This window comes from Deinococcus betulae (genome assembly GCF_020166395.1).
Classification (GTDB): Bacteria; Deinococcota; Deinococci; order Deinococcales; family Deinococcaceae; genus Deinococcus; species Deinococcus betulae.
On record NZ_JAIQXU010000008.1, the window covers coordinates 67,661 to 92,107 of the forward strand.

The window sequence follows — 24,447 nt, forward strand, 5'->3', positions numbered from 1 at the left end:
AGGCTCTTTACTGCCTGTCCAGAGCTGCGCATGTTTCCCTATGCGGCTCGCCCTCACCCCTCTCTTCAACAGCTGATGAAGGTCCGCCCCTTACTCCGGCGGCGCCACCTCCAACTCGCTGGCCAGCTCGGCCAGGAACGCGCGCATGGTCAGGGTGCGGCGCCGGGCTTCGGTCTGGCCGGGGAGGGTCCGGAAGGTGCCGTCCAGGCGCAGCAGCTTGGTAAAAAAGTGGTCCACGGTGTAGGTCAGGTCGTCGGGGGTGCGGGCCACCGCCCAGGGGTCTTCGGGGTGCAGCAGCGCGCGCCCCAGTTGCCCGCCCACACCCGCCACGCGCAGGACCCCCAGTGCCCCCAGGGCGTCCAGGCGGTCAGCGTCCTGCAAGGCGGCGCCCAGCGTGGTCTGCGGAATGGCCCCGCGAGAGAAGCTGTGGTCGCGCACAGCCAGCGCGACCTCCTCGGTTTCGTGTGTGGTAAAGCCCAGCCCTGGCAGATGCGCCCGCACCGCCTGGGCACTGCGCTCGCTGGCCTGGGCGCGCTCGGGGTGGTTTTTGGGGAGATTGACGACGTCGTGCGTCAGGGCCGCCGCCACGGCCAGCGCGGCGGGTTCGTCTGGGGCGCAGCGCACCGTCCAGCGGGCGACCCGCGCCAGGTGCCCTTCATCATGGGCGGCGTCGGCGCGCATGTTGCCCTGAACCCAGGTCCACACGGCGTTCAGTCGGGGATCATGCGTCAGCAGCGGCGCCAGAGGCGAGGTCAAGCAGGCTCCTTCATGGGTGCAGTATGCCCCCAGGTGGGGGGCGCCACTTCATGAGATTGGGTGAGAAACCTCACGCAGGCCGGGCCGGGCGTAAGCGGCGGGTGATGCTCCGGCGGCTACCGTAGGGCATGACCGCCGCCGCCCCCCACCCGCCCTCGATTCTCATCGTGGATGACAGTCCGGGGCTGCTGCACACCATGGAGTCCATGTTGCGGCCTCACCTGCCGGTGACCCTGGCCGACAGCGGCAGCGCCGCCCTGGAGCGCCTGACCCCTGACACGGCCCTGGTGCTGACCGACGTGCGGATGCCCGGCATGAGCGGTGTGGAGTTGGCGCAGCGGCTGCGGCGCACCCACCCTGACCTGCCCGTGGTGTTCATGAGCGGTATCGTCGAGGACGAATTGCGTGCCCAGGCCCGCGCGCTGGGGGTGCTGGACGTGCTGCGTAAGCCCCTGCGGGCCGAGCGGCTGTTTCCGGCCTTGCAGGAGTGGCTGGCCGGGCAGCTGACCTTGCCTGACCCCAAGGCGAAGGCGGCCCTGGTGCCCCCCCCGTCGCCTGCTCCTGCGCCGCGCCTGGGTCCCATTCGAGTGACGCCAGAGGCCCCTCAGGTGCCAGCAGCCCCGGTGCCCGCTGAACCAGCTGCTTTGCCGGCGCCCCCAGAGCCCGAAGAGGCGCCCGCCTCTCAGCCTCTGCCTGCTCCCACATCTATCCAGCGTCAGGAAGCGGCCAGCCGCCTCCAGGCCGCCGAGCAGGCCCAGGCGTATATCGCAGGCCTGAGCGTGTTGCCGGGCGTCAGTGCAGCCGGCGCCTTTGACAGCAGCGGCGCGGCCCTGAGCGTGACCACCGAAATAGGCGCCGAGGTGGGTGCATACCTGCGCTTTCTGATGACGGCGGCGCAGACCCTGACCCATCACCTGGCCCAGCCTCTGCCCATCAAGGCGCTGCAAGTCGAATTTCAGGAGCAAGTGCTGGTGGTCTGCCCGGTGCCCGGCGGGGTGGTGGCGGCCCTGGTACGCGACACCCCCAGCGCCAGCGGCGTCAAGGCCTGGCTGCGCCACCGCCTGAACTGAGAGGAAGCCTTATCACTCTCAGGGAGAGGCTGGCTTGTCTGATGCTGCTCACACCGCCTGACGGCCCGACTAGTCTTCCCAGCCAGAAGGCAACTGCTCGCTGTCACGGGCAGAGGAGCACGCTAGGCTGGGTCCCATGGTGATTCTGGCCGAAGCGGGGGCGTCCCCAGCACAGCTGGCCCGCGACCTGGGCGCCGAGGGCGCGCGTCTGGCCGAACAGGGCGTGCGGGGCCTGGGCCTGCCGCCCACCTTTGAGGAAAGTTTTTACCGTCACGGCAATCTGCCGGAGCAGCTGCGCCGCCTCTTCGCGCCTCTGCGCCCCGCGCGCATTGATGAGGACGCCCTGGAAGGACTGGCGGCCCAGGCCCAGGTCCTGATTCGCACCACCTACCTGATGGACGACGCTGTGCAGCAGTTTTACCGGGCGCTGGCGCGAGCCGATCTGGGCCCCGCACTCGTGGTGCGCCGCCCCGGTGAACAGGTGGCCGAAACCGCGCAGGTGCAGCCTCCCGGCACCGCCGCCCTGCACGCGGTCAAGCGGCTCTGGGCGCAGGACTGGGGCTTTGAGGCCGTGCTGGCCCGGCTGGACGACACCGGCAGTGTGGCTCTGGAGGCGCGGCCCACGCTGCTATTGTCCGGTGAGTTGGCGTAGAGCCGCCGCTTCGGAGGGGCCTACTGCCTGGTAAAAGTTGACTGAGCTAGTCGGATTAAGGCAGCATGAAGACATGACCCGTGTTCGTCTGGCCTCCTCTTTGCTGTTCACCTCTGGCTGTCTCGCCGCTGCGGGTGCCTGGGCCGCAGGGTCCTTTCCCCTCACTATCAAGCACAGCCTGGGCACCCTGGCATTTCAGAAGACCCCAGCCCGCGTGGTGACGCTCAGCGAGGAGCAGGCGGAACTGCTCAGTGTACTGGGCATCAAGGCGGTGGGGTTTGGCTCGGGCCGCGTCGAAGGGCGTCTGGGTCAGCCGGCACAGAATCTGAGCACTCTGGCCAAGGGCAGCCTGCAAAGTGCAGTGTTCGTGGGCGCGTACAACCAGCCCTCAGCCGAGCTGATGACGGCTCTGAAACCCGACCTGATTCTGATGGACGGAGAAGAGAGCAGCCGGGCCACCTACGACACCATCAGAAAGTACGGCCCCACCCTGGCCTACAACTACGACACCTTGCCCTGGCGTACCGCTCTGAGCGAACTGGGCCGCCTGTTTGGCAAGTCGGCCCAGGCCCAGCGCTATTTGCAGACCTACGACGCCCGCATTGCCACCCTGAAAGCGCAACTGGCGGCGGTCAGCAAGGCGGCGCCGAACACCACGCTGCTGTACATGTACGAGCCTAACTCCATCATGGTGTTGGGGCGCGGTTTTTCCTTCAGCCGGAACCTCGCCACGTTGGGCCTGACGCTGAACACGCCGGCCGGCATTGACCCGAGCATCAGCTTCAAGCAGCTCAATACCGAGGAACTGCTGACCCTGAAGACCGACCGCGTGCTGATTCTGCGCCGCCTGAACAACGGCCAGATGGTGCCCCGCAACGCCACCGACGAGGTGCTGAAGCGCCTGGGCAAGCCGGTGTACACCTATCCCCTGGACCCGCAGGAAGCCTCCAGCGGTCCGCTGACCGACCTGAAACGCGCCGAGGCGCTGGCCAAACTGATTCGGCGCTAGGAAGCATGGCTCATGGTGCGGTCCCTGCTGAAATGCGGGGCCGCGCCTGTGGCTTGCCTGCTCTCCCTGGCAGGCGGCTGCCGTACCCTGCCAGGGTGAATCCTGAGACCCTGACCGCGCCGGGCCAGTACCCCGGCCTGACCCTTGAACTGCACGACGGCGGCATTCTGGAAATTGTTATCCGCAGCGAGAAGACCCTGAACTCGGTGGATGCAGGCGCCCACCGTGCCCTGACGCGCGTGTGGCGCGACATAGACGACACGCCGGGTGTCCGGGCCGTGCTGATTCGTGGCGAAGGCCGGGGGTTTTCCTCGGGCGGCGACTTTACCCTGATTGAAGAGATGGCTGGCGACTTCACCGCCCTGGCCCGCGTGTGGAAAGAAGCGCGCGACCTCGTGTACAACGTCATCAACTGCTCGCGGCCCATCGTCAGTGCCATTCACGGCCCCTGCGTCGGCGCGGGGCTGGCGGTGGCGCTGCTGGCCGATGTCAGCGTGGCGGCCAGGTCGGCGCGGCTGCTGGACGGGCATGTGCGCCTGGGGGTGGCGGCGGGCGACCACGCCGCGATTATCTGGCCCCTGCTGTGCGGGCTGAACAAGGCCAAGTACCACCTGCTGACCGGCGAACCCGTCAGTGGCGAGGAGGCCGAGCGCATTGGCCTGGTCAGCCTCAGCGTGCCTGACGATGAGCTGCTGGACCGTGCCTGGAAGGTGGCCCGGACCCTGGCGGCGGGCAGCCCCACTGCCGTCCGCTGGACCAAGTACGCCCTGAACAACTGGCTGCGCGCGATGGGCCCCACCTTCGACGCCAGCCTGGCGCTGGAATTCCTGGGCTTTACTGGCCCAGATGTGCAGGAAGGCCTGAGCAGCCTGCGAGAAAAGCGGGAGCCGAAGTTTCAGGAGGATGCACCGATTTAGAATGACTGTGACCTTTGACGTCAACGCCGTGTTTGTCGGTGAACTTGAAGACCTGGAGACATTTGCAGTGGTCCTGAGTGACCATCCAGACGACCCACAAGAGTGGCTGGAGCTTCAGCGCGCGCTGTTCGAGGATGAACAGGAGATGGCCCTGGGCATGGAGACCTATTGTCTGGTGCGGGCCAACGGTGCAGTTGTATACGGGGGCGTGACAGCCTGCATCCTGTCGGCGGATGTTCTCGAACTCCACCTGGACCAAGAGGCGGCAGGTGTGCTGGGCACCTCTGTATTCCAACTGAAGTTGCACCTGACGGAAGCCGCTTCCGCCGAGCTAAAACGCGGTTTGCAGCGGGTCATGGCTGACCGTCTCCCGCCTGTATTCCAGCTGGCTTAGCCCTGTCTCTGTCCGGGGAACTTGGCCCCCATGCGCCCGGCCCGCGTTATTGTGGGCCGAAAAACCATTCCTGTAGGAGGAAACCCCATGACCACCAAGCAACCCGTCCGTGTCGCCGTGACCGGCGCCGCCGGCCAGATTGGCTACAGCCTGCTCTTCCGCATCGCGTCCGGCGACATGCTGGGCAAGGACCAGCCCGTCATTCTGCAACTGCTGGAAATCACCCCGGCCCTCAAGGCCCTGAACGGCGTGGTCATGGAGCTGCGCGACTGTGCGTTCCCTCTGCTGGCGGACATCGTGACCAGTGACGATCCCATGGTGGCCTTCAAGGACGCCGACTACGCCCTGCTGGTGGGCGCCATGCCCCGCAAGGCCGGTATGGAGCGCGGCGACCTGCTGGGCGCCAACGGCGGCATCTTCAAGCCGCAGGGCGAGGCCCTGAACGCGGTGGCCAGCCGGGACGTGAAGGTGCTGGTCGTGGGCAACCCCGCCAACACCAACGCCCTGATTGCCCAGCAGAATGCCCCCGATCTGGACCCGAAGCAGTTCACGGCGATGGTGCGTCTGGACCACAACCGCGCCATCTCGCAGCTGGCCGAGAAAACCGGGCAGCCTGTAAGCAGCATCAAGAACCTGACGATCTGGGGTAACCACTCCTCCACCCAGTACCCCGACCTGTCGCAGACCACCGTGAACGGTCAGCCGGCCCTGGACCAGGTGGACCGTGACTGGTATGAGAACAGCTATATCTCGACCGTGGCCAAGCGCGGGGCTGCCATCATTGAGGCGCGTGGCCTGAGCAGCGCCGCCAGCGCCGCCAGCGCTGCCATTGACCACATGCGCGACTGGGCCCTGGGCACCAGTGAGGGCGAGTGGGTCAGCATGGGGATTCCTAGTGACGGCAGCTACGGCGTGCCCGAAGGCCTGATCTACGGCTTTCCCGTTACCTGTAAGAACGGCCGGTACGAAATTGTGCAGGGCCTGGACGTCAGCGACTTTAGCCGGGGCAAGATGGACGCCACCGCCAAGGAACTGGAAGAAGAGCGCGATGAAGTGCGCAAACTCGGCCTGGTGAAGTAAGTCAGGCGGTAGGGGCGGCTCCGGTGTGGGGCCGCTCTTTTTGTTGATCCTTGCGTGCTAATGGCCTCTGGCTATGCTGTGCTGAGGCCATGCCCTCCCCAGAACGCCGCGCTGCACTCGAAGCCCGTTTTGCCCGCTGGCTGGCCCAGGACGTGACGGCGCTGCTGCCCAGTGGCCCCCACCCTGACCTTCAAGACCGCCTGAAGGGGTGGCTCTGGACTCACTTCGCCTTTGACTGGGAGGCCGTGCAGGAGAACGTCGGCGGTACGGCAGGACATCACAGCGCCTTTCTGCATGCGAAGGTCCAACTCGGCCAGGCGTGGCTGGAAGGGCGGCCCTCTGCCCAGACCCAGGAAGCGGAAGTGACCTGCTTGCGCGCCCTGAACGCCTTCTGGCTGGAGTGGGCCGGGTATCAGCTGACCGTGCTCAGCGACCCGGCTTGACATGCAGTGGACTGCACGTTCAACGCTGGGGCCGGAGGGTTTCCATGATTGAACCGAACTGGACGCCGGCGTTGCCAGCCCAGCACGAGGCCGCGCAGCAGGCTCGACCCACCCGTCTTCGCCTCTCTCACCTGCGCTGGCCCCACTGGCCAGTCACCGTGCCCCTTCGGCGGCTGGCGTAATGGCCCTGACTGAAGCGCAGTTCCGTACACTGGTGGCCTTTTCCAGAGACAATCTGGCCCAGCTGCCCCCGGCAACGCGCGCCGGGCTGGAGGCCCTCTGCGGCGGCCCTGAGGTCTTTGAAGCCCTGCTGGACCCGCGCGGGGTCGGCATTGGCCGCTTTGCCGCCCTGATGACTCTGCCGGTGACCACCGTGCGTCACCTGTTGCGTGAAGACCTGCTGCATCCGCTTCGGGTGGGCGGCCGGTTCCGCTTTCTGCTGCACAACGTCATTGAATTGCGTGGGGTGCAGGAGTGGCAGGCGCTGGACCTGACGCTGGATGAGGTGCGCGCCTTCTTGCAGGGGCAGCGGCTTGTCGGGCTGGCCACACAGGGCGAGTGGGTGATGTCTGTGTACCGGCAGGCAGATCAGCCCACCCCCGAACAGGTCCAGCAGCTCAAAACCACTGTGCTGGCCCAGGTTCAGGCGGCAGTCGCCCGGCTGGAAGAAAAGCAGGTCACCCTCGCCCGGCAACTGGAACGGGCCCGTGCGCTGGCGGCGGCTCTGGCTGGTCAGCCTGTTTCAGAGCCGCCCAGCTGACCCTTCACACTCTCTTCACACCTCACCCCGGCGCAATCCAACCAGGGGCAAGCGGCATAAGGCTGAACGGAGAACCGACATCACACAGGGCTGTCCGACCCGGACAGCTGGGGTGTCCTTGTTGCTTCATCGGCCTTTCGCTTTCCCTTTTTCCCTGGAGGATTCCCATGAGCAACGACACGTTTAACCGCCGCAAGTTTCTTGGCGTGGCCGGCGCGACCGCCGCCACCGGCCTGCTGGCGGGCTGCGCCCCCGCGATGGGCATGGGCGCCCGGCCCAACCTGGACGGCACCATCTTCAACTTTGCCCTGAACCTCGAATACCTGGAAGCCGCCTTCTATCTGGCCGCCGTGGGCCGCTTGCAGGAACTGGACGCCGCTGGCGGCAACAGCAGCAAGGTCATCCTGCCCGCTGGCTTTACCGGCAAGAACGGCGACGGCGTGAAGTTCGAGTCGGCCGATGTGCGCGCCTACGCCAACGAGGTCGCCACCGACGAGCTGAACCACGTCAAGATCATCCGCAAGGTGCTGGGCTTTGGCGCTGTGGCGCAGCCCACCCTGGACCTGGGGCCAGCCTTTGCGGCGGCGGGCGCGGCGGCGTCGGGCGGGGCCATCACCGGCTTTAACCCCTTTGCCAACGACCTGTTCTTCCTGCACGGCGCCTTCATCTTCGAAGACGTGGGCGTCAGCGCCTACAAGGGCGCCGCGCGCCTGCTGACCGACACCAGTGCGGGTGGCAACCTGGAGAATGCGGCGGGCATTCTGGCCGTCGAGGCGTACCACGCCGGGATGATCCGCACCCTGCTGTACCAGCAGCGCAACACCGACGTGACCTCTGCCCTGAAGGTGGCCGATGTGGTGCAGGCCATCAGCAACCTGCGCGACAGCGTGGACGGCGCCCTGGACACCGATCAGGGCATCGTGGAAGCGGGCGCGGCGAACATCGTGCTGGCCGACAGCAACGGCATCGCCTACAGCCGCACGCCCCGTCAGGTGGGGAACATCGTGTTCCTGGCCCCTGGCGCCGTCAAGGGTGGCTTCTTCCCCGACGGCCTCAGCGGCGACTTCAGCCAGATTCTCGCCCTGTAATCAGGGGCGGCAAAAAGGGGGCGCGCGGAGAGATCTGCGCGCCCCCTTTTTGCTGTGCTGGTCGGGTCGTCAGGGCCTTCATCTGGGTTCCGCTGAATTGCAACACAGCAAAGAAAGGCACTGTCTGCGCGTCCATATCGCGAAATCCGCATCTGTTCCTTCTCGCTCTCCTGCGGCGCTTTTCAAGCCTGCGGCGCCGCTTTCCAAGGCCGCTCGGATTCCACCCAGCATCCTGCTCGATTCAATCCGAGGCCGGATCAGTCCAGTGCCAGCACCCACTCGCCCCCGCGCATCAGGGCCTCGCGCTCGCCGCTGGCGGTGATGACGTCCACGTCGGTCTGGGCGGTGCCGATCATCCAGTCCACGTGAATTAGGCTGTCGGCATTGCCCCCGGCAGCGCGCAAGGTCTCCGGGGTCTGACCGCCCTGCACGTTGGTGGGATAGCAGCGGCCCAGGGCGATATGAGAAGCGGCGTTCTCATCGAACAGGGTGTTCAGGAACAGCGTGCCAGTGCGCGCCACGGGCGCCGAGGCCGGCACCAGGGCCACCTCGCCCAGTCGGAGTGCGCCCTCGTCGGTGGCCATCAGCTGCCGCAGAGTGTCTTCGCCCTGCCGGGCGCTGAATTCCACCGCTCGGCCTCCTTCAAAGCGCATGCGAATGCCCTCAATAACCTGGCCGCGGGCGCTCAGGGGCTTGCTGGCCACCGCCCAGCCGTCCACCCGCTCGCGGTGGGGGGCCGTGAACACCTCGTCAGTGGGCAGGTTGGGCACGGCACGGACGCCGTTCTGGGCGGTTTCGGCGCCGCCCTGCCAGACGTGATGGTCGGCCAGTCCCACCGTCAGGTCGGTGCCCAGCTCGCTGCGGATGTGCAGAGCGGCGTACTGCCGGGCGTTCAGCAGGTCCGTCAGGCGGGCCAGGCGCTCTGTGTGCGCTGCCCACGCGGCCACCGGGTCGGGCTGGTCGGCGCGGGTGACGGTGAAAATATCGGTCCACAGCCGCGCGACGGCCTCTTCCGGCGACAGGTCAGGAAAGACGCGCGCCGCCCAGGCCGGGGTGGGCACCGCGCCCACCGTCCAGTTGATACGGAAGCTGGCGGCCGCCTCGCTGACTGGCCGCAGGGCCTGGGCCAGCGCCTTGCTGCGGGCCCCGACGCGCGCCGGGTCGGCCCCGGCCAGCAGCCCAGGGTCCTCGCCCACGATGGCAATCGAGGCGTACCCGTCGTCCATCATGGCTTCACGTTCGCGCGAGAACCACTCGGGAACAAAGCTGACCGCCTTGTCCTGGCCCTCCTCGTACAGAGCCAGGGCCAGGTGGGCGTCCTCGTACACCACGCGCACGTCGGCGGCGCCTGCGCGGTAGGCGGCGCGCGCCACTAAGCGGGCCAGGGGCGCGGCCTCCACCGGCGCGCTGACCCGGACCTTGCCGCCAGCTTGCAAGTTGACGCCGGTATGGACCAGCAGGTCGGCGTAGCGGGCAAGCAGGGTGTCGAAGTTGGGTTGTGTCATGGCTTTTACTCTAGCGGCGTGAGCCCAGAGGACCGCAGCGGTCTAGTGGATGGTGCGCCAGCCTCTGCACAACCCCAGAGCTGCCTCTGTCCTGATGTGGGGCGCAGTCACCTCTGGGCCACTGCTTGCTGTCATTGATTGGGCTGGCGCTCGGTCCCTGCTGCGGTGCGGGGAAGTACAGAGTGCCGGGAGCACCGGCCTCTGGCAGACCATCCAGGGCCTGACGCTCATGATCTGGGGTTCTGGGCTGTCTGTGACGGTCGGCGGAGGGGCCGCTCTATGCTGGCTGCTCGCGCTGGGTAGGCGCCAGCTGTCTAAAGCCTTCAGGCGCTCAAGCCTCTGCGCGCCGTCTATGCCAGGGGCGTGGCCTCAGGGCGCCAGTACACCCCAGCCTCGCGCGCCAACACGCCCAGGCCCACCAGCTCGCGGCGCAAGGTCATCACGTCACTGTAGACCTCGCCCAGTATGGTGTTGACGTCGCGCTCGGGGTAGCGGCGGCCTGGGTCAAATAGGCTGGCCAGTTCGCGCAGCACCACGTCCCGTTTCTTGCGCTGGGCGGGCAGGACCGTCAGGCGGCCCTCCTTGAAAAACGCGCGCAGCACGCGCCCTTCGTAGGGATCGCTGCTAGCCGGCGGGGTGGCGGCCCCTCGCACCAGGTCACCCAGAGGCAGGTCCAGTGTGGCGGTGGCCGCGCGGTGCAGGCGGTGATGCCCGTCCTGGCGCGTGGTCAGCAGCCCCGCTTCAGTCAGTTGCGCGAGGTGGTGGCTGACGGTGGCCGGCGCCAGATTCATCAGGCGCGCCAGCCCCTCGCCGCTGGCTTCCTGGGTCCAGACCAGACGCAGCAGGCCCAGGCGGGCTGGGTGCGACAGGGCGCGGAACAGCGCCGCCGTGCGGGTCAGTTCGGCGCTCACGAGCGCTCTGGTCGGCGCCAGGGCCGCGTGCCGTGTGCCACCAGATGCGACGCCGCGTAGATGTCCAGCGCGGCGCGCAGCGTGTCTAGACGCGCCTGGGCTTTGGCTGTGGATTGCAGGTCCCCTGCGGCCCGCGCCAGGCGCACGTCCCGCTCAGCATTGGCCTGTAAGCCCTGAAGAATGTGCCGGTATTGCCTGTTCATACGTTCCATCGCCTCAGTCATTTCGAGCCTCCTCGAATCATTCTGAACGATTCGATACCTGTCGAAATGAGCTGTGTGGCTTACCAGCCCTCAATCTGGCGCCCAGCCTCGAACGCCGCCACGCCCACCGCCACCGAGAGATTCAGGCTGCGCCCACCGCCCGGTTGCGGCAGTTTCAGGGCAGGCAGGGCGCCGCGCAGCCAGGTGGGCAGGCCGCGCGACTCGGGGCCAAATAGCAGGTAGTCGCCGCGCACAAACCCGGCGCGGGTGTGCAGGGTCTGGGCGTGGGTGCTGAAGGCCCAGACCCGTGCGTCCGGCGCCAGTGTCCCCTGAAAAGCCGTCCAGCTCGCGTGTTCATGAAGCTCGACGCCCTGCATGTAGTCCATCACCGCGCGCCGGAACTCCCGGTCATGCAGGTGAAAGCCGAATGGCCGGATCAGGTGCAGCTCGGCGCCCAGCACAGCGCAGGTGCGCGCCACGTTGCCCACGTTGCCCGCCTTTTCAGGTTCAAACAGCACGGCGCGCAGCAGGGGAGGCGGCACCTCACTCATCCGGCCACCTGCGTCAGCAGCACGGTCGCCCGCGCCTGAACATGCGCTGGGGCCAGGCCCTCGGAGGTCTTGAAGCTCACGCCGACCTCGGTTTCGGGCAAGGCCAGCAACTCGGCCAGGGTGCGGGCCAGCTCGGCGCGCAGCGGTCCCAACTTGGGCCGGTCCAGCGTGACGACCAGCGCCACGTTGGCCGGGGCGTAGCCGCGCGCCTGCACCAGCTCCAGCGCGCGCGCCACGATCTGACGCGAGTCCAGGCCGCGCCACTCCGGGGCCGTGTCGGGGAAATACTGCCCGATATCGCCCAGGGCCAGCCCCGACAGCAGTGCGTCGGCCACCGCATGCAGGGCGGCGTCACCGTCGCTGTGGGCCACAGCGCCCAGCTCGGCGTGGGGCACTGGCACGCCGCACAGCACCAGCGGCCGCCCCGCTTCGAGGCGGTGGGCATCTTCTCCGTAGCCAATGCGGAAGGGCAGGGCAGACATGGGGCGCAGTCTAGAGCCGCGTTAACGCTGCGGTAACGCGCCGCCCGGCACGCTGCAGGTCACAGGGGGACGCCGCGAATGAAACACATGGACAACGACCTGTTTGAACACCTGCCGCTGCCCGCCGTGTACTGGGTGACCGGGCACCCCGCGCGGCTAAACCGCGCCTTCGTGCGGGTGTTTGGGCATGGTCCGTTGCCGGCCCCACTGCTTGAGCGCCCCGACGGCGCGCACCACACCCGCCTGACCACCCCGAATGGCGAGCGGCGGGTGTGCCGCATGCTGCTCAGGACCCTGCCGGGCGGCGAGCGTCTGGCGGTGCTGGAGGACGTGCAGGCGTACCACACTGACCCCCTGACGCGCCTGCCTGACCGCCGCGCCCTGCTGCTGGACGCCGCCGACGCCCCAGCCCCCGCCACCCTGGCGCTGCTGGATATTGACGGCCTGGCGGCGCTGAACCGGCGCAGCGGCCAGGCGGCTGGCGACCAGGTGCTGTGCGCGCTGGCCGGGGTGCTGGCCCACGCCGCGCGCAACTGGCCGGCGCAGGTGTACCGGCTGGGCGGCGACTCATTCGTGCTGTGTTCGCCGCAGCGGCTTCAGCCTGGGCACCTGCACCCGCTTCAGGCGGCGTTTGGTGGGCAGCTAGCCACCCTGGGGGTGCCGGGGCGGCTGCGGCGCAGCGCTTTTGCCTTCGCGCTGGCCCACGCGCCGCACGACGGCACCACCCTGACGGACCTGCTGGGCGCCGCCGAGCGCCGGCTGGGCCGCCAGCGCTGGACGCGGCGCGGTGGGCTGGCCGCCGAACTGGGGCATCTGCTGCGGCAGGGGCGCCCGGCGCAGTCGCCTGCACCTGACCCGCGCCGCACCCATCTGGTGACCCCTTGAGCCGAATCTATGCCGCGCCTGGGGCCGCCCGCACCAGTGGACGCGGCCTGGGCCTGGCCCGGTTGCGCCCGCTGCCGCCCGCCGACCTGCGCGAACTGTGCCTGCACGGCGGCGCGCTGCATGTGGCCACGCCGCGCGGGCCGCTGCCGGTTTACCGGTTTGTGCCGCTGCAGGCGGCGGTGCTGTGCGGCGAGCGCGTGCCCTACGCCGCCCAGTGGCCCGAACACCTGAAACTGTTTGTCTACAGTTACGTCCCGCTGCCAGCGCCGCTGCCGGTCAAGGCCAGCGTGACCGCCCTGGTGGGCGCGCAGGCGCGCGACCTGTACGGGCTACGCACCTGGGACCAGGTGACGTACCAGGGCTGGCCGCTGTATCTCTATGCCTACGACCACCCTGGCCGCCCGCCTGGCGGGGTGGCGGCGCATCTGTTTGAGCCGGTGCTGGCCACCCAGGCCCCGCTGCCCCCACCGGGCGCCGAGCGGCACGGCCCCTAAACCTCTTTCCATTTCAGGAGTGCTATGACCCAAGCCGAGCAGCCCCTCAAGTTTCTGGCCCTGACCACCTTCGACGGCCGCCTGTACGCGGTCAGCCACGCGGGCGAGCCGCTGGCCCTGTACGTGTTTGCCCCGCTGGCCCAGGCGTACGGGGGCCAGTATGAGGTTCCCTTTGCGCCCAGCTGGCCGCAGTACAACCAGGAGTTCGTCCTGCAGTACGTGCCCATGCCGGTGCTGTCCCCTGACCAGTTGCCCGACGACCTCGAAAAGGACATCACCAGTCAGGCGCGCGAAGGCGACCCAGTGCGGCCCTGGGAGCAGATGCTGTACCGGGGCTGGCCGCTGTACTACGTGCCGGGGATACCTGCTTCGGGGGCCAGCGACGTGCAGCCCGCGATGTTCCAGCCGGCCAAAGTCGGGATGAATCCGCCAAGCGGCAATGCCAAGCAGTTGGCGGAGCCAAGCAGTGACACACAGGATAAGAGTAATGAAATGCTGACACTCCCCGGTCCCTACCTTGGGCCTTGAGCATTGGGAGAAAGCGGGCAGCTAATTTAAGTGTTTACCCAGCCAGTGGCGCAGCGCGGCCAAGTCCAGCGGCGCCGCTGGCTGTTGAGTGGGCAACGGAAATCCGCCGAAGGACGTCAGGAGTTCAGCAGCTCTCCGCCGCTGATGAACGTGTAATTGCTGATCGTCCTTTACAATTGAAAGCTGCTGCTTGGTGCCGTTCGGCTCAATTTGATGCAGGTCCTGCGCCCCTATCAAGAAGAGTTCGACCAGTTCCCAAGGATTGCCCCGCAAGCTAGAGAGTGCCAGCGCCTGCCGTGCGGCGCGCCGCGCCTGCGGAGTCCGCCCGCGCGCGTAAGACAGCTCAATTTCAATGAGATGTTTATTTACTAAATCAGTGTTGTCTTGCACTGTGTCTACAACGGCACTGAATCTTTGAAGCCAGTGTTCGGCTGCTCGCCATTCCCGCATTCTCAGGGCAATTTGGGCATTACAGAGCAGGCTATACACGGTAAGCGTCTTTTCGCCACTGCGCTCACTTGCAGCCAGAATGGCTTGTGATTCTTCTTGCAGCTCCGTCAGATTTACATCTGGCAGGTAGAGACGCAAGTTTAAGAGACGCTGCCGCATTTGCCAGGCCTGGGCTTCAGGCAAGGTGAGTGCTAGCGCGGCCATCTCGGTCAACTGGCACTGCAATTCCTCATCATCGCCTAGGAAAGACAAAGAGGTCAGTAGATTCATGCGGTAAAACTGCTCGCGAGTTTCATCGCCCAGTTCCTGTGCAAGGCTTAGGGCCTGCCTCATTAGGTCTGCCGAGGCGCGCATCTGGCCCTGAACGCCGCGCACCGACGCTAACGTGTTCAGCACCTTCATACGGCTGCTCGGCAGGGTCGCCAGCGGCCCCTGCAAGAAAGCGGCGGCCAGCGTCTGCGCGTCCAGCAGGCGGCCTGCGCGGTAGGCCAGCCACATACAGCCCACCTGAAGGGCGGCCTGGACCTCGGGCGGGGCGCCGACCTCTTCGGCCAGGTCGCTCAGGGCAAACAGGGCGTCCATGCCGGCGGCGTGCATGCCCCGGCGGTCATAGTGGGCCAGCAGATGCTCGGCGTGGGCGGCTGCCAAGGTGCCGCCGCGCAGGGCCGCCTGCATGGCCAGGTGCAGGTTGCTGCGTTCAGGGTCGGTGGCCGGGTCTTCAGGGGCCAGGGCCAGAAAGCGGCTCAGGTGGTGCTGGGCGTGCGCCGCCTGGGCCTCGCGGTACAGCGCGGGGTGCAGGGCCGCCTGCGCGCCCATCAGGCCGTCCAGGGCCGGGTACAGGCGCAGCCGCTCACTGCCGGGCAGGTACGCTTCCAGAAAGGCGTGGCCCAACAGGGCGTCTACGGCGTCGGCGGGCACACCCAGCGCGGCGCTGTCGGCGGGGTCAAAGTCGGCGCCGGCACTCAGGCGCAGGGCCGCCGCCTGGAGGGCCGGGCTGAGCATGGCCCACGACCGCTGCGCGGCCACCTGAAGTCCACGCCGGCCGTCGCCGTCGCCGTCGGCGGTGCGCAGGGCGCCGGCTTCCTGAAGCACGCGGGCATGCACGGCATCCAGATCTTCGACGCGCAGCCATGACGCGGCCAGCGTCAGCGCCAGGGGGTGTCCCATCAGGCGGCGGGTCAGACTGGCGACCAGGCCAGCGTTCTGGGCGTTCAGCACAAAGTCGCGCCGCACCCGCGCGGCCTCGCGCACGAACACCTGCACCGCGCTGCACACCCCCACGTCCAGCCACGAGGCTTCGGGGGGCGGCCGCTCCAGGCCGCCCAGCGCCAGCAGCAGGTCGCCTCTTGCCTGCGCCGCCGTGGTGCGGCCCAGCCGCGAGCGGCGTCCGGTCAGCACCCAGCGCGTGCCGGGCAGCTGCGCGAGGCCCCGGCGCAGGTCCTCCAGGTCGTCCAGGTCGTCCAGGCCGTCCAGCAGCACCACGGCGCCTTCCTTGAGGCCACCCCCCAGGGCGGCCCAGTCGCCGCCGGGCTGCCCGCGCGCGGCGGCCAGGCGGGCGGCGACCTCGCTGGCATGGGTCACGCCCTCGGTGTCGACCAGGGTCACGGCGCGGCCCAGCACCGTCAGTTCGCGCAGCAGGGCGCGGGCCAGGGTGGATTTGCCGATGCCGCCGGGGCCAGTCACGGCCGCCACCCCGCCGCCCGCCTGCGTGGCCCAGGCCAGCAGGGTGTCCAGCTCGGCCTCGCGGCCCATCATGCGCGTGGCGCGCCGGGGCGCGGGCAGGCCGTCGGTGGCGCGGCGGCCGGTCAGCTCGCGCAGTTCGGTGCGCAGCGCGGCTTCCAGGGCGCTGGCCGGGGCGCTCAGGGCCAGCAGGCGGCGCAGGGTATCTGGCTCGGCGGGGGGGGCGCCCGGCAGGTCGTAGGCGCGCGCCGCCCACTGCGCCGCCTGACCAGGCTCGCTGCGCTCAGCCAGCAGCAGGGCCTCGCTCTGCACGTGCCGCGCCAGGCGCTGGCGCCAGCCTTCAACCCATTCCTCAAATTCAGCCGAGACCCCTTCAACCTTTAAGTCGGGCAGAAAGGCGCCGGTGTACGCCTGCACCGCCGCCTCGCCGCGCAGGGTCAGCAGCGCCGCTGCGTCGCAGGGCAGGGCCGTGTCCAGCCGCTCCTCGCCTGACAGGGCGCCGGGGCAGGACTCCCGCAGGGCGTGCAGCGCCACGCGCAGGCTGGCTTCAGGCTTGGCGGCGCGCGGCCAGAGGAGCGCCGCCAGGTGGCGGCGGCTGGTGGGGCCGTCCAGCGCCACGATGGCCAGCATCAGCAGCGATTTGACTTTCCGGAAGTCCCCCAGGTGCAGGTCGCCCAGGGTGCGGAGCGTGACCGGCGCAGGCTGGAGCAGGGGAGAGGGGGGAAAGGAAAGGTTAGACATTGGCTGGGGACGCCTCTCATGGTAGCGCGCCGCAGGGGCGGGGCAGGGGGAGCGGTGGGCAGGCGGCGGGCACAGGGGTCTTAAGAGGCCGGGGGGTGGGGGTCGGCGGTGGCGGCGCCGCGCGTGGCGTCTTGCAGCGCCGCCATAAACTCGGGGGCCTCCTCGGGAAAGACGCCGACCTCCAGCGTCACGCCCGCCGCGCCGTAGGTGTCCTGGCCGCGCACGGCGTCCACGCTGCCCAGCAGGTGGTACAGCCGGCTCAGGTGGTCAAACGGCACGGTGACCCACAGTGTCAGCCGGGGCCGCACCTCTGTTTTCGGAGCCGCGCGCAGGCAGGCGGCCGCCGCGCCGCTGTAGGCGCGGGCCAGCCCGCCGGTGCCCAGCTTGACCCCGCCGTAATAGCGCACCACCACGGTCATCACTCGGTCCAGTCCCTGGCCCTCGATGGCTTTCAGGATGGGGGCGCCCGCCGTGCCGCCCGGCTCGCCGTCATCGTGAAAGCGGTACAGCTGGCCGATGCGGTAAGCCCAGCAGTGGTGGGTGGCGTCCGGGTAGCGCGCCCGCAAGGCGGCCAGCTGCGCCAGCGCCTCCTCCGGGCTCTCGGCGCGGTCCGCAAAGGCCAGGAACTCGCTGTTCTCGGCCAGCAGGTCCTCACGCCAGGGCCCGGCCAGCGTCGTGTAGGGCGCCGGGAGGTCTGCCGTCAGAGCAGCCCCCGCGCCGTCAGAGCCGCGCGGGCGTGCCACAGGGTCAGGCTGCTGGCGCCGTCCTGAATACCGCCGCTTTCCAGCAGCGCGTAGGCTTCGCGCAGCGGCAGGACCACGCGCTCAATGGTTTCGGTGGCCTCGTGCGCGGTGTCGCCCAGGGTCACGCCCAGCGCCAGAAACGGATAAAACACCACCCCGCTGATGCTGGGCTGCGGATAGAAGCCGGGCAGCGCCAGCCACTCGGCCGCCGCGCCGCCCACCTCTTCTTGCAATTCGCGCTCGGCGGCGTGGTGCAGCTCCTCGCCGCGCTCGACGCCGCCTGCCACCACCTCGGTCACGGTGGCGCGCAGGGGATAACGGTACTGCCGAATCAGCACGGCCTCGCCCTGCGCGGTCACGGGCAGCACAAAGACGGCGCGCGGCCCACGCGGGCGGTACTGGTACAGGGTCTCTACCCCACTGCTGACCTGCACGCGGTCCTCGTAGACGGTGCGGAAGCCGCTGACCAGCACCCTGGATTCCAGGGTCTGCCAGGGCTGCGCGTCGTCCTCGGTCAGGGTGGCCCAGTTGGGATGCTCAGGCATGGCCGCAGGCTAGCAGGGGCGGCCCCTAAACGGGCGCGCCGCCGGCCCTGACCAGCGCATTGTCCGCCCAGACGTAGCGCGCGGCCAGGGTGCGGTACGGCGCCCAGGCGGCCAGCACCTCGGCGGGCTGGGTCTCCGGGTACAGCCGGGTCAGCCCCTGGCGCAGCGCCAGGTCGCCCAGACTGAACACGTCCGGGCGGCTGAGGCCAAACATCAGAAACATCTCGGCGGTCCAGCGGCCGATGCCCGGCAGGGGCAGCAGCGCCGCAATCACGGCCTCGTCGTCCTGGGTGCCCAGATGGGCAAACTCCACGGCGCCGCTTTGCGCCGCGCCCGCGATGGCCTGCACCGTCCTGACTTTGGCCCACGACAGCCCCGCGCCGCGCAGGGCCTCGGGGTCAGCGGCCAGCAGCGTTTCGGGGGTCACGGCTCCCAGCAGGGTCTGCACGCGGGCGTAGATGCTGGCGGCGGCCTTCACGCTCAGTTGCTGGCCCGTCACGCTGCGCACCAGCGTGGTAAAGGGGTCGGAGGTCAGCGGCAGGACAGGCAGGTCGCCCACGCGGGCGATGACGGCGGCCATCACCGGGTCAAGCGAGAGGTGGGTGATGGCCTCGGCGTGGGTGGTCAGGGCAGGACTGGGGGGCGCGGCCATGACCCCATTGTCGGGCACTTCTCCAGCGGCTGCGCCGCCAGACCCCACAAAAAACCGCCCGGCCTGTGGTGGCCGGGCGGTCGCGCAGCAGAAGCTGCGGTGATGGTTACTGCGCGCTGATGCCCGTGTTCTGGGCAATCCAGTTGATAAAGCCGTTCACGCGGGTGTAGACCCCATAGCCACGGCACTCGGCTGGGCCGTAGGACACGGCGCCCAGCACATAGAACTTGTTGTTGTACCGCGCGGCCAGAGGGCCACCACTGTCGCCGTTGCACGAGTCGCGGCCCGCGCTGTACTTGCCACAGATGGTGTTGGCGGGGCGGCTGCCACAGTCGCTGCCGGTGGGAGTAATCGGAATGCTGACTTCACGCAGGGCGCGGGGGCTGGAGGCCCCGGTTTCGGTCTTGCCCCAGCCGCTGACCACGGCCGACTTGCCGTTCACGTCCAGCACGCTTTCGGTGGCGTTATTGGGCAGGGCGGCGGGCTGCACGGTGCTGCCCAGGGTAAAGGCCGACACCCGGATCAGGGCGATGTCGTTGGCATTGGTGTTGGTGTTGTAGCTGGGGTGCTTGATGATCTGCGCGGCGGTGCGCAGCTGCCCGGTGCTGGTGGTCAGGTCGTTAATCCCGGCGCGCACCCGCATCTGCGAGGCGCTGTAGCCGTCCACGCAGTGCGCGGCCGTCAGCACCCAGGTCGAGCTGATCAGGGTGCCGCCGCACCAGCCGCCCGAGAGGTAGTTGCTGGGGGTCACGCTGACCTGATAGGGCCGGTTGGTCACGTTGGTCACGGTGCCGTAGACAATCTGGGCACTGAGGTCTTCACTGAACGCCTTCTCGGTGCCCGTCACCGTCAGGGTTTCCTGGGACAGGGCGGCGGCCATCTCCGGGGCGGTTTGCATGGAGCAGGCCGACAGCGCGAAAACACCCAGGGCGGACAGAACAGCATGCAGCGGTTTCAACATGACAGACCTCGGGGAGAACAGAGAGAAGGAAGAGGAGAAAGCCTTAGCGAACCGGTTTACTTGTTTTCCACCAGGGTGTAGTTGCCGCTGCCGGAGTAGCTGTAGACCTCCCAGCGGTAGGTGCCGCTGGCGGCGTTGTAGGTGATGCTCTCGGTGCTGGTGGCGCCTTCGCTGGAGGCCACGTCGGTCCAGGTGCTGCCGTTCAGTTTCTGGAGGTAGAGGTCAAAGTCGGTGCCGCTGGGACCGGTGAGGCTGCCCTTGAGGGTGCCGCCGGCGTAGCTAAAGCCTGCAGTGCCGGGCTTGTAGGAGGTGCCGCGGTTGGTCACGCTGCCCGTGTAGGTCGTCCCGGGGTTCGGGTTCGGGTTGGTCGTGCCGTCGGGGGTCAGGCCGCTGACCTGCTGAATCCAGCTTAGGTAGCCGTTGACGCGGGTGTACACGCCGTTGCCGGTGCATTGGGGCGGCCCGTAGGACACGATGCCCAGCACATAGAAGCTGCCGTTGTATGTCTGTGCCAGGGGCCCGCCGCTGTCGCCGTTGCACGAATCCTTGCCCGCGCTGTACTCGCCGCAGATGGTGTTGCCGGGCACGCCGCTGCCGCCGCAGCTGCCGGGGTTGGGGGTCACGGGAATGCTGACTTCGCGCAGGTCGTTGCTGGCGCTGTTGTTGTTGTTGCCCTGGGTCAGGCCCCACCCGCTCACCACGGCGGATTTGCCGCGCACGTCCAGCACCGCCTCGACCGCGTTGCTGGGCAGCTTGGCGGGCGCGGCGTAGGAGTTGTTGACCGCTGTGCTGAGCTTCAGCAGGGCAATGTCGTACCCCGAGGACACGCCCCGGTAGCTTGGGTGCACGGTCACGGTGCTGACCCCAACGGTCTGTCCCTGGCTGCTGTCACTCAGTTTGTTGACCCCGGCGCGAATGCGGATGCTGGAGGCCGACGTGCCCTGCACGCAGTGGGCGGCGGTCAGGACCCAGGTGCTCGACAGCAGGGTGCCGCCGCAGTACTGAAAGCCGGTGGTGTCGGTCATGGCCACTTGGTAAGGCCGCGCGCCGCGTGCCGAGACCGTGCCGCCCACGATCAGCGGTTGCAGGGCGCCCTGATTGGCCTTGTCGGCGCGCAGGGTGGTCACGCTGTCGGGGGCAGAGGTCGGGCTGGTGGTGCCACAGGCGGACAGGGCGGCGGTCAGCAGGGACAGGCAAAGCAGGGTGCGTTTCATCAATTCTCCAGGGACTCAGGACACAGGGTCAAAGCAGACACGGGATCTGTAGGGTCAACAAAACCCGCCGCCCAAGAGGGAAGAGCGGCGGGTTGGGGGCGGGGTTACTTGTTTTCCACCAGGGTGTAGTTGCCGCTGCCGGAGTAGCTGTAGACCTCCCAGCGGTAGGTGCCGCTGGCGGCGTTGTAGGTGATGCTCTCGGTGCTGGTGGCGCCTTCGCTGGAGGCCACGTCGGTCCAGGTGCTGCCGTTCAGTTTCTGGAGGTAGAGGTCAAAGTCGGTGCCGCTGGGACCGGTGAGGCTGCCCTTGAGGGTGCCGCCGGCGTAGCTAAAGCCTGCAGTGCCGGGCTTGTAGGAGGTGCCGCGGTTGGTCACGCTGCCCGTGTAGGTCGTCCCGGGGTTCGGGTTCGGGTTGGTCGTGCCCGTTCCGGTGAACAGCAGGCGGTTGGGGCTGCCAGTGCCGGCGCCCGTGACCTTGTTGGGGGTCGAGGCGTTGATCAGGGCGCTGGTAACGGCGCTGTTGGTGGTGTTGCCAGCCGCAATCAGCAGGGCCACGGCGCCGGCCACGTGGGGGGTCGCCATGCTGGTGCCGCTGATGGTGTTCGTGGCGGTGTTGCTGGTGTTCCAGGTGCTGGTGATGTCGCTGCCGGGGGCAAAGATGTCCACGCAGGTGCCGAAGTTGGAGAAGCTGCTCCTCGCGTCGGTGCGGGTCGTGCTGCCCACCGTGATGGCGCTGGCGGCGCGGGCAGGCGACACGTTACAGGCGTTCTGGTTCTCGTTGCCGGCGGCCACGGCCATGATCAGGTTCTTGCTGGCGGCGTTGTTCACGGCGTCGTCGGTGGCCTGGCTGGCCCCGCCGCCCAGGCTCATGTTGGCCACGGCGGTGGCGCTGCCCTTATTGGTCACGGCCCAGTTGATGCCCGCAATCACGCCCGAGTTGCTGCCCGAGCCCTGGCAGTTCAGGACCTTCACGGCCACCAGGCTCACGCCCTTGGCCACGCCGTAGGTGCTGCTGCCCACCGTGCCGGCCACGTGCGTGCCGTGCCCCTGGCAGTCGCTGTTGTTGCCGTCGCCCGTGGTGTTCGTGCCCCAGGTGGCGCGTCCACCAAAGTTCGTGTGCGCCGTGTTGATGCCGGTATCGATGATGTACGCTTTGACGCCGCTGGCTGTGGAGTTATAGGTGTAGTTGCCGTCCAGGGGCAGGTCGCGCTGGTCAATGCGGTCAATGCCCCAGGTGGCGCCCGTCTGGGTGGCGCTCATTTTCACGACGCCGTCCTGCTCCACGTACTTGACGCGGGGGTCAGCGCGCAGCGTGCTGAGGTTCTGAGCGCTCAGCTTGGCCGCGAAGCCGCTCAGGGCCGCGCTGTAGAGGTGCTGGATGGTAACGCCCTGGGGGTCAAGGTTCAGGCTGCTGATCAGGCTGCTGGCGCTCTGGGTGGCCAGGCTGTTGCCGGCGCCTTCGCTGAAGACCACGATGTACTGCCCAGGAATGGCTTCGGGGTTGCTGGTGCCCAGAAGGGGGGCTTCTGTGCGCGTGCGGGCCACGTCGCTGGCCTGGGGGGTGGCGGCGTTCTGGCCACCACAGGCCGCGAGAAGGAGGGTCAGCGCAAGGGTACCGAAAGCAATGCGTGCATTCATGGGAGTCCTCCTGGGTCGTTCCACGACCTGACCGGCGAAGTCATGTCATCCGGGGCGCGACTAGGCACGACCAGACACTTCTGTCAAGTAAATTTGGGAACTTCGCTGATGATACGCACCTGTAAGCCGCGTTAGATGAATGCCCTGGAGATGAAGTGCGATTTGTACGTTGGGAGTTCAAAATGACAGAAAAACCGCGCATTGGACACCTGTTCCTGGCGTCTTGATATAAGAGACAGGGGTACTTAACCCACCTTATTATGAGTATGTACTCATAAAACACATAAAACCAAAAAGCTCACAATCTGTCGTTTGAGGGAAAAACAGGCTTTCGGACTTGCGTTTGAGTTTTCCTTTGTACATCGGCTTTAAAAAGGTTCAGTCACAGAGCAGAATGGTAGAACTGAGGATCTTTGTCTCTGTCTATACATGAGATGCGCCCAGGAATTGAGTGCGTCTGGCACGGCGTCCATACATGAGATTGTCAGAAAAATGTCAGAGAGGTCAGGTCTTGCCGCGCAGTGACGTGCGGGCAGAGCAAAGGCGAAGTGTTTCTGAGAAGGCTTGAGTCCCCTTGGTGTCTGCTCGAAGCGACTGCGGAGCGTGCCAGCTGAACGTAAAGACGTATCTCGATCTGGAGCTTTAGCTGCCCAGAGCAGAGGCTGTCATATCGCCTGGGCCTAAGTCGCAGCGGCCATGACCGCAGGAGGGAGGCCGAGTAATGCTCCTGCTCCCTTCTCTGTGTGTCCGAGGACATGGAGTGCCTTTCTGACCATGTCACGCGCCTTTATCTCTGCTTGTCAACAGACAGCAGCAGCTAGAGCCACCCAGGTTTCTTCCTCAGCAGGATGGGCACGTCAGCCAAGCAAAGCCATACCGCAGAGGGGCTGACGCGGTGTTTAATCCACTGAAAGAGCAGCGGAGCGTCGCCAGTGCGCTGTGGGGCCATCTTCTCCGCTGTCCTAGCTACAGATGCCAGCCGCCCGCCACTTCCAGTTCCTGCCCGGTGACGTAATCGCTGGCGCGGACAAAAAACAGCGCGGCGTCCACCAACTCCTGCACGGTGCCCACCCGGCCGGCGGGAATCTGGGCCAGTGGCTGGCTGACACTCGTTTCAATCACGCCGGGGCTGACCACGTTGACGCTGACGCCGCTGCCCGCCAGCACCTGCGCCAGCGAGCGCGACAGCTGCACCACCCCTGCCTTGGCAATGGCGTACGGTACGATGCCGGGGCGCGCCACCAGTTGCCCGGCCCCCGCATACCCCAGATTGACGATGCGGCCCCAGCCACGTGCCCGCAGCAGCGGCGCCGCCTCCTGGCAGGTGGCGAAGGTGGCCGTCAGGTTGCTGCTGAGCATGTCGTGCCACTCGGCGTCTGTGGTGTCCATCAGGGGACGGTGAACGTAATTGCCAACGTTGTTGACCAGCACGGCCAGGCCGCCGTAAGCCGCGTGGGCCTGCCCGACCAGGGCGCGGGCCTGCGCAGGCACCGTGACATCGGCCGCGAGGGTCACGGCCTGCACGCCCAGGGCGCGGCACTGCTGCGCGGTCTCCTGGGCGTCGGCCTCGCTGCGGCGGTAATGCACCGCCACATCAAAGCCCTCGGCGGCCAGGGCCAGCGCCAGGCCCCGGCCAATACCGCGCGCTGCGCCCGTCACCAGGGCGGTGCCGCGCTGGCGGGTCACGCTTCCTCCCGCTGGGCCAGCTGCACCAGCGTGCGCGTGTAGGTGTTGAGGGGGTAGGTCAGCGCCTCGTCCAGCGTGACCCAGGCCCAGGCCTCAATTTCCTCGTTCGGGGTGATCTCGTGGCCGTCTGTGCCGGCAAAAAAGTCCACCAGCAGCATGTGGGCGTCCTTATGGAATTCCGGACTGAGGACGGCCTCCTGGGTCTGGGCCAGGCGGAGGTCATGGAGACGCAGCCCCACCTCCTCTGCAAACTCGCGCTGCACGGCGGCCAGCAGGGTCTCGCCCCATTCCACCTTGCCGCCGGGCACGCCCCACAGCCCGCGCCATTTGGTCGTGCGCACCAGCAGCACTCGGCCACCTTTGTCCCACACCAGCGCCCCCACACACACCAGCGGTCTGTTCATCCTGCC

At 67.7% G+C, this 24,447-nt stretch carries 28 protein-coding genes; 13 read left to right on the forward strand and 15 right to left on the reverse strand.

The window, feature by feature from the left end:
• Window positions 1-90: 90 nt before the first annotated feature.
• The gene (locus tag K7W42_RS08140) at window positions 91-756 is read right to left on the reverse strand and encodes an HD domain-containing protein (RefSeq protein ID WP_224573755.1); all 666 of its coding nucleotides are present in this window, start codon (window positions 754-756) and stop codon (window positions 91-93) included.
• 128 nt (window positions 757-884) lie between these two features.
• Between K7W42_RS08140 and K7W42_RS08145 the strand changes: the two genes are divergently transcribed.
• The 10 genes from K7W42_RS08145 to K7W42_RS08190 all read left to right on the forward strand — a co-directional run bounded on the left by K7W42_RS08145 (window position 885) and on the right by K7W42_RS08190 (window position 8,169).
• Entirely contained in the window at window positions 885-1,826 is a 942-nt protein-coding gene (locus K7W42_RS08145) for a response regulator (RefSeq protein WP_224573757.1), read from the forward strand.
• Between the two features lie 136 nt (window positions 1,827-1,962).
• Window positions 1,963-2,478 carry a hypothetical protein gene (locus K7W42_RS08150; RefSeq protein WP_224573758.1) on the forward strand — a complete coding sequence of 172 codons (516 nt, stop codon included), beginning with the start codon at window positions 1,963-1,965 and terminating at the stop codon, window positions 2,476-2,478.
• A gap of 73 nt (window positions 2,479-2,551) precedes the next feature.
• Entirely contained in the window at window positions 2,552-3,487 is a 936-nt protein-coding gene (locus K7W42_RS08155; protein WP_224573760.1) for an ABC transporter substrate-binding protein, read from the forward strand.
• 95 nt (window positions 3,488-3,582) lie between these two features.
• On the forward strand, window positions 3,583-4,404 hold the full coding sequence (locus K7W42_RS08160) for an enoyl-CoA hydratase/isomerase family protein (protein WP_224573762.1): 822 nt from the start codon (window positions 3,583-3,585) through the stop codon (window positions 4,402-4,404).
• Window position 4,405: 1 nt separating this feature from the next.
• On the forward strand, window positions 4,406-4,798 hold the full coding sequence (locus K7W42_RS08165) for an Imm10 family immunity protein (RefSeq protein ID WP_224573764.1): 393 nt from the start codon (window positions 4,406-4,408) through the stop codon (window positions 4,796-4,798).
• An 87-nt stretch (window positions 4,799-4,885) separates the two neighbouring features.
• The gene (locus tag K7W42_RS08170) at window positions 4,886-5,878 is read left to right on the forward strand and encodes a malate dehydrogenase (protein WP_224573766.1); all 993 of its coding nucleotides are present in this window, start codon (window positions 4,886-4,888) and stop codon (window positions 5,876-5,878) included.
• An 89-nt stretch (window positions 5,879-5,967) separates the two neighbouring features.
• Window positions 5,968-6,321, forward strand: a complete 354-nt coding sequence (locus K7W42_RS08175; RefSeq protein ID WP_224573768.1) for a hypothetical protein — start codon at window positions 5,968-5,970, stop codon at window positions 6,319-6,321.
• A 44-nt stretch (window positions 6,322-6,365) separates the two neighbouring features.
• Window positions 6,366-6,503, forward strand: coding sequence for a hypothetical protein (locus tag K7W42_RS08180; protein ID WP_224573769.1), 138 nt, complete (start codon window positions 6,366-6,368; stop codon window positions 6,501-6,503).
• Entirely contained in the window at window positions 6,503-7,081 is a 579-nt protein-coding gene (locus K7W42_RS08185; protein WP_224573771.1) for a MerR family transcriptional regulator, read from the forward strand. Before K7W42_RS08180 ends, K7W42_RS08185 begins: the two co-directional genes overlap by 1 nt.
• Before the next feature lie 167 nt (window positions 7,082-7,248).
• Window positions 7,249-8,169, forward strand: a complete 921-nt coding sequence (locus K7W42_RS08190) for a ferritin-like domain-containing protein (protein ID WP_157459049.1) — start codon at window positions 7,249-7,251, stop codon at window positions 8,167-8,169.
• Window positions 8,170-8,426: 257 nt separating this feature from the next.
• Here K7W42_RS08190 and K7W42_RS08195 read toward each other — a convergent pair whose 3' ends face one another.
• The 5 genes from K7W42_RS08195 to ispF all read right to left on the reverse strand — a co-directional run bounded on the left by K7W42_RS08195 (window position 8,427) and on the right by ispF (window position 11,821).
• Window positions 8,427-9,674, reverse strand: coding sequence for an aminopeptidase (locus tag K7W42_RS08195; RefSeq protein ID WP_224573772.1), 1,248 nt, complete (start codon window positions 9,672-9,674; stop codon window positions 8,427-8,429).
• 350 nt (window positions 9,675-10,024) lie between these two features.
• Window positions 10,025-10,585: a DUF2087 domain-containing protein gene (locus K7W42_RS08200; protein WP_224573774.1), complete on the reverse strand. Its 561-nt coding sequence runs from the start codon at window positions 10,583-10,585 to the stop codon at window positions 10,025-10,027.
• On the reverse strand, window positions 10,582-10,809 hold the full coding sequence (locus K7W42_RS08205) for a hypothetical protein (RefSeq protein WP_224573776.1): 228 nt from the start codon (window positions 10,807-10,809) through the stop codon (window positions 10,582-10,584). Before K7W42_RS08205 ends, K7W42_RS08200 begins: the two co-directional genes overlap by 4 nt.
• Window positions 10,810-10,868: 59 nt before the next feature.
• Window positions 10,869-11,339, reverse strand: coding sequence for a tRNA (cytidine(34)-2'-O)-methyltransferase (locus K7W42_RS08210; protein WP_224573778.1), 471 nt, complete (start codon window positions 11,337-11,339; stop codon window positions 10,869-10,871).
• A complete protein-coding gene (gene ispF, locus K7W42_RS08215) occupies window positions 11,336-11,821 on the reverse strand; it encodes a 2-C-methyl-D-erythritol 2,4-cyclodiphosphate synthase (protein ID WP_224573780.1) in 486 nt (161 codons plus the stop codon). Before ispF ends, K7W42_RS08210 begins: the two co-directional genes overlap by 4 nt.
• Window positions 11,822-11,908: 87 nt before the next feature.
• On the opposite strand from ispF, the gene K7W42_RS08220 reads away from it, so the two are divergent.
• The 3 genes from K7W42_RS08220 to K7W42_RS08230 are packed head-to-tail and all read left to right on the forward strand — an operon-like array spanning window position 11,909 to window position 13,728.
• Window positions 11,909-12,706 carry a diguanylate cyclase domain-containing protein gene (locus tag K7W42_RS08220; protein ID WP_224573782.1) on the forward strand — a complete coding sequence of 266 codons (798 nt, stop codon included), beginning with the start codon at window positions 11,909-11,911 and terminating at the stop codon, window positions 12,704-12,706.
• Window positions 12,703-13,200, forward strand: coding sequence for a COG4315 family predicted lipoprotein (locus tag K7W42_RS08225; RefSeq protein WP_157459042.1), 498 nt, complete (start codon window positions 12,703-12,705; stop codon window positions 13,198-13,200). The genes K7W42_RS08220 and K7W42_RS08225 overlap by 4 nt, the downstream gene beginning before the upstream one ends.
• 24 nt (window positions 13,201-13,224) lie before the next feature.
• Window positions 13,225-13,728, forward strand: coding sequence for a hypothetical protein (locus K7W42_RS08230; protein WP_224573784.1), 504 nt, complete (start codon window positions 13,225-13,227; stop codon window positions 13,726-13,728).
• 21 nt (window positions 13,729-13,749) lie between these two features.
• Here K7W42_RS08230 and K7W42_RS08235 read toward each other — a convergent pair whose 3' ends face one another.
• The 9 genes from K7W42_RS08235 to K7W42_RS08280 form a co-directional block, all read right to left on the reverse strand.
• Entirely contained in the window at window positions 13,750-16,599 is a 2,850-nt protein-coding gene (locus K7W42_RS08235) for a hypothetical protein (protein WP_224573786.1), read from the reverse strand.
• Between the two features lie 80 nt (window positions 16,600-16,679).
• Window positions 16,680-17,342, reverse strand: coding sequence for an IMPACT family protein (locus K7W42_RS08240; RefSeq protein WP_224573787.1), 663 nt, complete (start codon window positions 17,340-17,342; stop codon window positions 16,680-16,682).
• Window positions 17,300-17,887, reverse strand: coding sequence for an NUDIX domain-containing protein (locus K7W42_RS08245; RefSeq protein ID WP_224573789.1), 588 nt, complete (start codon window positions 17,885-17,887; stop codon window positions 17,300-17,302). The genes K7W42_RS08240 and K7W42_RS08245 overlap by 43 nt, the downstream gene beginning before the upstream one ends.
• Before the next feature lie 25 nt (window positions 17,888-17,912).
• The gene (locus K7W42_RS08250; protein ID WP_224573791.1) at window positions 17,913-18,539 is read right to left on the reverse strand and encodes a DNA-3-methyladenine glycosylase family protein; all 627 of its coding nucleotides are present in this window, start codon (window positions 18,537-18,539) and stop codon (window positions 17,913-17,915) included.
• Between the two features lie 106 nt (window positions 18,540-18,645).
• On the reverse strand, window positions 18,646-19,500 hold the full coding sequence (locus K7W42_RS08255; protein WP_224573793.1) for a serine protease: 855 nt from the start codon (window positions 19,498-19,500) through the stop codon (window positions 18,646-18,648).
• A 56-nt stretch (window positions 19,501-19,556) separates the two neighbouring features.
• A complete protein-coding gene (locus K7W42_RS08265) occupies window positions 19,557-20,714 on the reverse strand; it encodes a trypsin-like serine protease (RefSeq protein WP_439648857.1) in 1,158 nt (385 codons plus the stop codon).
• A 104-nt stretch (window positions 20,715-20,818) separates the two neighbouring features.
• Window positions 20,819-22,351: a S8 family peptidase gene (locus K7W42_RS08270; protein ID WP_224573795.1), complete on the reverse strand. Its 1,533-nt coding sequence runs from the start codon at window positions 22,349-22,351 to the stop codon at window positions 20,819-20,821.
• A 966-nt stretch (window positions 22,352-23,317) separates the two neighbouring features.
• Window positions 23,318-24,037, reverse strand: a complete 720-nt coding sequence (gene tmpR / locus K7W42_RS08275) for a bifunctional dihydropteridine reductase/dihydrofolate reductase TmpR (RefSeq protein WP_224573797.1) — start codon at window positions 24,035-24,037, stop codon at window positions 23,318-23,320.
• Window positions 24,034-24,441 (reverse strand): NUDIX domain-containing protein, encoded by a 408-nt coding sequence (locus tag K7W42_RS08280; RefSeq protein ID WP_224573799.1) that lies wholly within the window; start codon window positions 24,439-24,441, stop codon window positions 24,034-24,036. Before K7W42_RS08280 ends, tmpR begins: the two co-directional genes overlap by 4 nt.
• Window positions 24,442-24,447 lie beyond the last annotated feature (6 nt).